The sequence below is a fragment of the Paenibacillus sp. yr247 genome (genome assembly GCF_900103825.1).
Taxonomy (GTDB): domain Bacteria; phylum Bacillota; class Bacilli; order Paenibacillales; family NBRC-103111; genus Paenibacillus_E.
On record NZ_FNIF01000078.1, the window covers coordinates 1 to 1,279 of the forward strand.

At 38.3% G+C, this 1,279-nt stretch carries 1 protein-coding gene; it reads left to right on the forward strand.

Features of this window, described 5'->3' with window-relative positions:
- The coding region (locus tag BLT91_RS30480) for a hypothetical protein (RefSeq protein ID WP_217635319.1) at positions 1 to 329 on the forward strand (329 nt) is incomplete at its 5' end.
- Positions 330 to 1,279 lie beyond the last annotated feature (950 nt).

Sequence of the window (1,279 nt, forward strand, 5' to 3'; positions counted from 1 at the left end):
CCGTACAAATACGGGGAATACGCCGCAGCTTGACAGATCTAAGGGAAATCGAAGATGATACACTGCAATATCCGAAAATAGAGAGGATTCTCGCGGCATTGGAGACAGCAGCGGTGTGTATTGATCATTTTGGTGAAATGATTATTCACGCTTCAACTGAGAGGGAAGAAAGGCAGAAAACTTATATTCAACGAGCACAGACAGCACAGCTTGCTTGTTTAGATGAGATGTTACAGGCAGGGTCTCCTCCCGTTCTACGGGAGATTGGGGCGATCTTAACAGATTTAAACAGGATCTTAATTGAAGTTTCCAGCGAAAGGATGACCTGAAAACTTGCGGTTTAAGACTAGAATAGAGAGGGGTGTTATACTCTCTGGGAGAGAAGGTTTTATTGAACGAAAACGGAAATAGCAGCAGTATTTAGGTGCGTATGGGATTTGACTTATTGAAAAAGCTATTAGTCATTCATAAAGGGAATGGACCATACATTGGGCGATATGACCTTCCTGGAGTAACAGTTGAACCTAATTAATCGTTAGTTGAAGCTGTGAACTCCTTTAACGTTTACAAATGCATAATTCACTAACAAACTTTATTTTCCACAATTTTCTGTTCAACTTATCGAATCTGTCCGTCACTAATAAACTTACCCTGTCTATTTTAATATATTATGAAATCTAATAACCCGCGAAAATGCTGACTATTGACTAACGAACTTTATTTTCTTGAACCAGCAATATCGGATATTTAATATTTCAACTGGGGAGTTGAACAATGAAAGAGGAGTCGTTTGATCCAACTCAACACAAGTTTTGCTACAATTTAACTAAAGACACTTGCTTCCAAGTAAAGACTGGAATTTGTTCTCTGAATTTGACAGAAGCGGAAATACATAAATATTCTTCAGCAGAAAATGATGAAACTAGTGTACGCGGCAGCGTTAATTACTGTGTGAATTTGTTTAGCGATCTAAAGCAAAATGGCTTTAAAAAGCCAATCCAAGTCGCATCAAACCCATGTGGTCATTACAGTTTTACAGATGGTCAACATAGAACTTGTTCCCGTTTTCGCCGGTTTTAATTAATTGTAAGTGATTTTCTTGTCGTGTCGTTGTCCTACGACACAAACATAGGCGTATTGGCCTCCCCGTCAAATGGGGAGTGTCGGCAATTGACAAATAAACGTCTCTGTTCACATACTCGTGAAAGAGTCTTTCTTCATTTTCGTTTTTTTTCATAATTCCTTTAAATGGTTGAATACAAAGAAGGATTTTCCAAAT